Source organism: Streptomyces sp. SID1328 (assembly GCF_009865595.1).
Lineage (GTDB): Bacteria > Actinomycetota > Actinomycetes > Streptomycetales > Streptomycetaceae > Streptomyces > Streptomyces griseoluteus.
Map to the genome: position 1 here is coordinate 1 of NZ_WWKH01000536.1, position 4,513 is coordinate 4,513.

3 protein-coding genes are annotated in these 4,513 nt (G+C 72.2%); all 3 read left to right on the forward strand.

Features of this window, described 5'->3' with window-relative positions; translation table 11 throughout:
• Window positions 1-2,825: beta-galactosidase (locus GT030_RS16835; RefSeq protein ID WP_161201799.1), on the forward strand; the 2,825-nt coding region annotated here is incomplete at its 5' end.
• A 129-nt stretch (window positions 2,826-2,954) separates the two neighbouring features.
• Complete coding sequence (locus GT030_RS16840; protein ID WP_202460180.1) at window positions 2,955-3,551, forward strand: toxin-antitoxin system, toxin component family protein; 597 nt, start codon at window positions 2,955-2,957, stop codon at window positions 3,549-3,551.
• 11 nt (window positions 3,552-3,562) lie between these two features.
• A partial coding sequence (locus GT030_RS16845; RefSeq protein WP_161201801.1) for a hypothetical protein occupies window positions 3,563-4,513 on the forward strand: 951 nt, incomplete at its 3' end.

The window sequence follows — 4,513 nt, forward strand, 5'->3', positions numbered from 1 at the left end:
CGGACGGGCGGCGGCACACCGTCGGGTTCGATCCGCACTCACTGCTGGTGGACGGGCGGCGGCTGGTGGTGTGGTCGGGCGAGATGCACCCGTTCCGGCTGCCGAGCCCGTCGCTGTGGCGGGACGTGCTGCAGAAGATGCGGGCGCACGGCTTCAACGCGGTGAGCGTGTACGTCTCCTGGAACTACCACTCCCCCGCTCCCGGCCGCTTCGACTTCACCGGCGTCCGGGACCTGGACCTGTTCCTGCGCACGGCGGCCGAGACCGGGCTGTACGTCATCCTGCGCCCCGGCCCGTACATCAACGCCGAGGTCGACGGCGGAGGGTTCCCCGGCTGGCTGACGGTGACCAAGGGCACCGCGCGCACCGCCGACCCCACCTATCTGCGGCACGTGGACGCGTGGCTGACGCAGGTGAACCGGATCGCCCGCAGGCACCTGTACACCCGGGGCCGGGGCACGGTCCTGCTGTACCAACTGGAGAACGAGTACGACTCCCACGTCACCGAGCCGACCGGCCGGGCGTACATGTCCCACCTGTACAAGAAGGTGCGGGCGGACGGCATCGACGTACCCCTCTTCCACAACGACAAGGGCCGCAACGGCCACTGGACGCCGGGCTCCTTCGACACCGGTGGTGAGGAGGGCGGTTATCTGTACGGCTTCGACGGCTACCCCTCGCCCTCCCAGAACCCGCCGGACTGGGGGAAGTTCGGGAAGGGCGGGCCGACCGGGGGGTCCACCGCCTCTCCGGACACACCGGGGTTCGTCCCGGAGTTCGGCGGCGGCTGGTTCGATCCGTGGGGCGGGGCCTGGTTCGACGGCAAGGGGTACCCGGAGGCCCGGCGCACCCGTGACTCGGCGTACGAGCGCCGCTTCTACCTGACCAACCTCGCCAACGGCCTCACCCTGCACAACGTCTACATGACGTTCGGCGGCACCAGCTGGGGGTGGCTGCCCGCGCCGGTGGTCTACACGTCGTACGACTACGGCGCGGCCATCGACGAGGCCCGCAACGTCACCCCGAAGATGGCGCCGATGCACCAGCTCGGCCATCTCTTCCAGCGCGTACCGGACTTCGCACGGCTGGACCGGGCCGCGGACGTGACGGTGGCCGGGCTGAAGGTCTACCACCTGGCCAACCCGGACACCGGTGCGCACGTGTACGTCACCCGCAACGACGGCACCGAGCCGGTCACCGCCGAGCTGCCGGCGAACACCGGCAAGCTGCGCATCACCGTCCCCGCCCGCGACGCCCGCATGCTGGCGACCGGACTGCGCCTCGGCAAGCGGAAGATGCGGCACAGCACCGCCCAGCCCGTGATGAGCGTGACGGCCGGCGCGCGGGACGTCGCCGTGTTCGCGGGCCGCCGGGGGGACATGGCGGACCTGGTGCTGGACTGCCCGCGGGAGCCGAACGTCACCCGGCTGGACCCGGAGGCCGGCTGGGCGTACGAAGGCGGAGAGCTGCACGTCAGCGCCCCCCTCGGGGAGGCCGGACTGAGCCGGGTGCTGGTGACCGGCGGCGAGACCGAGACCCCGCTGGTGCTGCTCTTCGCGGACGACGACACCTCGATGCGGATCTTCCCGTACGACACCCCCGCCGGGACCCTGGTCGTGTACGGCCCCGCGCTGCTGCGCCACGCCGAGGTGCACGGCTCGGAGGTGCGGCTCACCGGCGACCTGGACGGCCAGTCGGTGATGGAGGTGTGGGGCCCGCGCGGCGTCGACACCCTGGTGTGGAACGGGCGCCAGGTGCCGACCCGGACCACCCTCTCCGGCAGCCTGATGACCACCGCCCCGCTGCCCGGTGTGCCCGAGGTCCGCCTCCCGGAGCTGACCGGATGGCGCATGCGCACCGAGAACCCGGAGGCCGGCCCGAGCTTCGACGACTCCGCGTGGCGCCGGGCGGACCGCACGACCTCGTACAGCACCACCCCCGTCCCCAAGGGCGGCCCGGTGCTGTTCGCGGACGACTACGGGTTCCACTACGGGGATGTCTGGTACCGGGGTACGTTCAGCGGGAGTACCGGGATCGAGTCGGTCTCGCTCGCCTACAGTTCCGGTACCCAGGGGCTGTTGATGGCCTGGCTGGACGGCGAGCCGCTGGGCACCCACCGGCTGCCGGTGCCGGACAAGGCGACCACCATCCGCAAGGGCACCTGGGAGGCGACGGCCACCTTCCCCGTCCGCCCGCAGCTGCGCTCCCCCGGCCGCCACGTGCTGTCGGTGCTGGTGCGGCGCATGCAGCACGACCAGGACGGCAAGGGGGACGACAGCCACAAGGCGGCACGCGGCCTGACCTCGGTGTCCTTCACGGGGGCGGCACCGAAGGTGTCCTGGCGGCTCCAGGGCGAGCGGGCCGTGGACCCGGTACGCGGCCCGCTGAACACCGGTGGCCTGTACGGGGAGCGGGAGGGCTGGCACCTGCCCGGCCTCCGCGACCGGGACTGGGAGCCGGTGACCTTCCCCAGACAGGAGCGGCGGCAGGGCGTCACCTGGTACCGCACCACCTTCCGGCTGTCGGTGCCGGGCGACGTGGACGCCTCCGTGGGGCTGCGGCTGGAGGACGATCCGTACCGGGCCTACCGGGCGCAGATCTTCCTCAACGGCTGGAACATGGGGCAGTACATCAACAACGTGGGTCCGCAGCACACCTTCGTGCTGCCGAACGGGATTCTGCGCACGCGTGGCACCAACACACTGGCGCTGGCGGTGCTGTCGGAGTTCACCACCCTGTCCGGACCCGGCAAGGTGGGCCTGACCCTGATGGGCGCGGCCGCGGGCGGTCTCCCGGTGACTCCGGTGCCCTCCCCCGGCCACTGAACGGTCGTACGCGCACGGGTGGTTCTCGGTTGAACCACACCCGCTGATCCGCATGACGTGGACACACCCGTGCGCGTACGCTCGGACGGTCCGGCGACGGCGCCGGGGCGAAGGAGGAGAGGGCGGCACATGGTCAGCGCGGACGCACGGGCGCGAGCGGCACGACTGGCCGCCCGACTGCGCCCCTCCCGTCCGCTCCGTACGATGCGCGCCCTGGCCAGGGACCTCGCGGCCGAAGTGGCCGAGTCGCCCCACCCGCCCACCGATGCGCGCGGCATCTGCCGTGCCCTGTGCGCGGCGATGAGCGCCCGGCGCGGCGGGCGGCCGGTGGAGCTGCGGTTCGAGCGCTTCCCGGACGAGATCGAGGTCACCGGGCTGTGGGTGGAGTTCCAGGACTTCGACCTGGTCATCGTGGAGGAGCGGGCCGAGGCCGTACAGCAACTCGTCATCCTCGGTCATGAGTTGTGGCACCTGTACGCCGGGCACCGGCACCATCCGTCCCTCGGCCCGGCCGCCCTGGCCCTCGCGGACGGGTCCGGCTGGGAGGGGGCCGCGCTGACGGTGGCCGCCCGTGACGGTTCCCGCGAGGCCGACGAGGCCGCCGCCGAGGACTTCGGCCACCGTCTGGCCACCCTGTTCCGCTCCCGCCTGGGACGCTCCGCCGAGCCCCTGGACCTCGTTCAGCGTTCCCTCGGCTATCGCGGCCGGGACGGGGCCGCGCGGTGAGCGCAGCGGTCATGGAGCCCGCCGCCACCCTGCGGGACTTCTCGATCTCCTTCTGGATTCCGACGGCGGTGCTGGGCATCGCGCTGGTGATCAAGCTGCCCACGATCATCCGGCTGTGGCGGGACCCGCTGCTGCGCGCGGTCGGCGGTCTGCTGCTGCTGGCCTGCGGGGTCTTCGTGTTCTGCTCGCCGTCCACCATCGCGCGGGTGAACCGGCTGACCGGGGTGTCCAACATCTCGGCGCCCTGGTGCTATTCGCTGCTCACCGCGTTCTGCGGCTCCTGTCTGCTGCTGATCATCACCTGGCGCAACGGCCCCGACCGCTCGGCGGTCACCCGGCGGGCCCGGCGCTGGGTGGTGTCGGTGTACAGCGGCGTGATCGCCGTGCTGTGGCTGCTGTTCCTGCTGGCCGACGTGCCGGTGGAGCGGCTGCGGGACCTGGACACCTACTACGCCACCACCCCGTTCATGCGCGAGGAGATCCTGCTCTACCTCTGCGCGCACGCCCTGGCCTGCATGGTCACCGCGCGGCTGCTGTGGAACTGGGTGCGCGCGGAGGGGCTGGACGCCTGGCTGCGCTGGGGGCTGAAGCTGCTCGGCGCGGGCTACGTGCTCAACCTGATCTTCGACGCGGTCAAGCTGGTCGCGGTCGGCGCCCGCTGGGCGGGCGGTGACCTGGACTGGCTGAGCACCGACCTCGCGCCGCCGATCGCCGCGCTGTCCGCCATCCTGATCGCGGTCGGCTTCATCCTGCCGCACGCCGGCCAGTACGCGAGCGACCGATGGCGGGTCCGCGTCGCCCACCGTCAACTACGCCCGCTGTACGTGCTGATGCGCACCTCCGCCGGCGAGGGCGTGCCCTTCGTGCTGCGGGCGACCCCGGAGCTGCGGCTGACCCGGCGCGAGACGTTCATCCGGGACGTGCTGCTGCCGCTGGCCCGGCACCTCGACACCGCCCTCGGC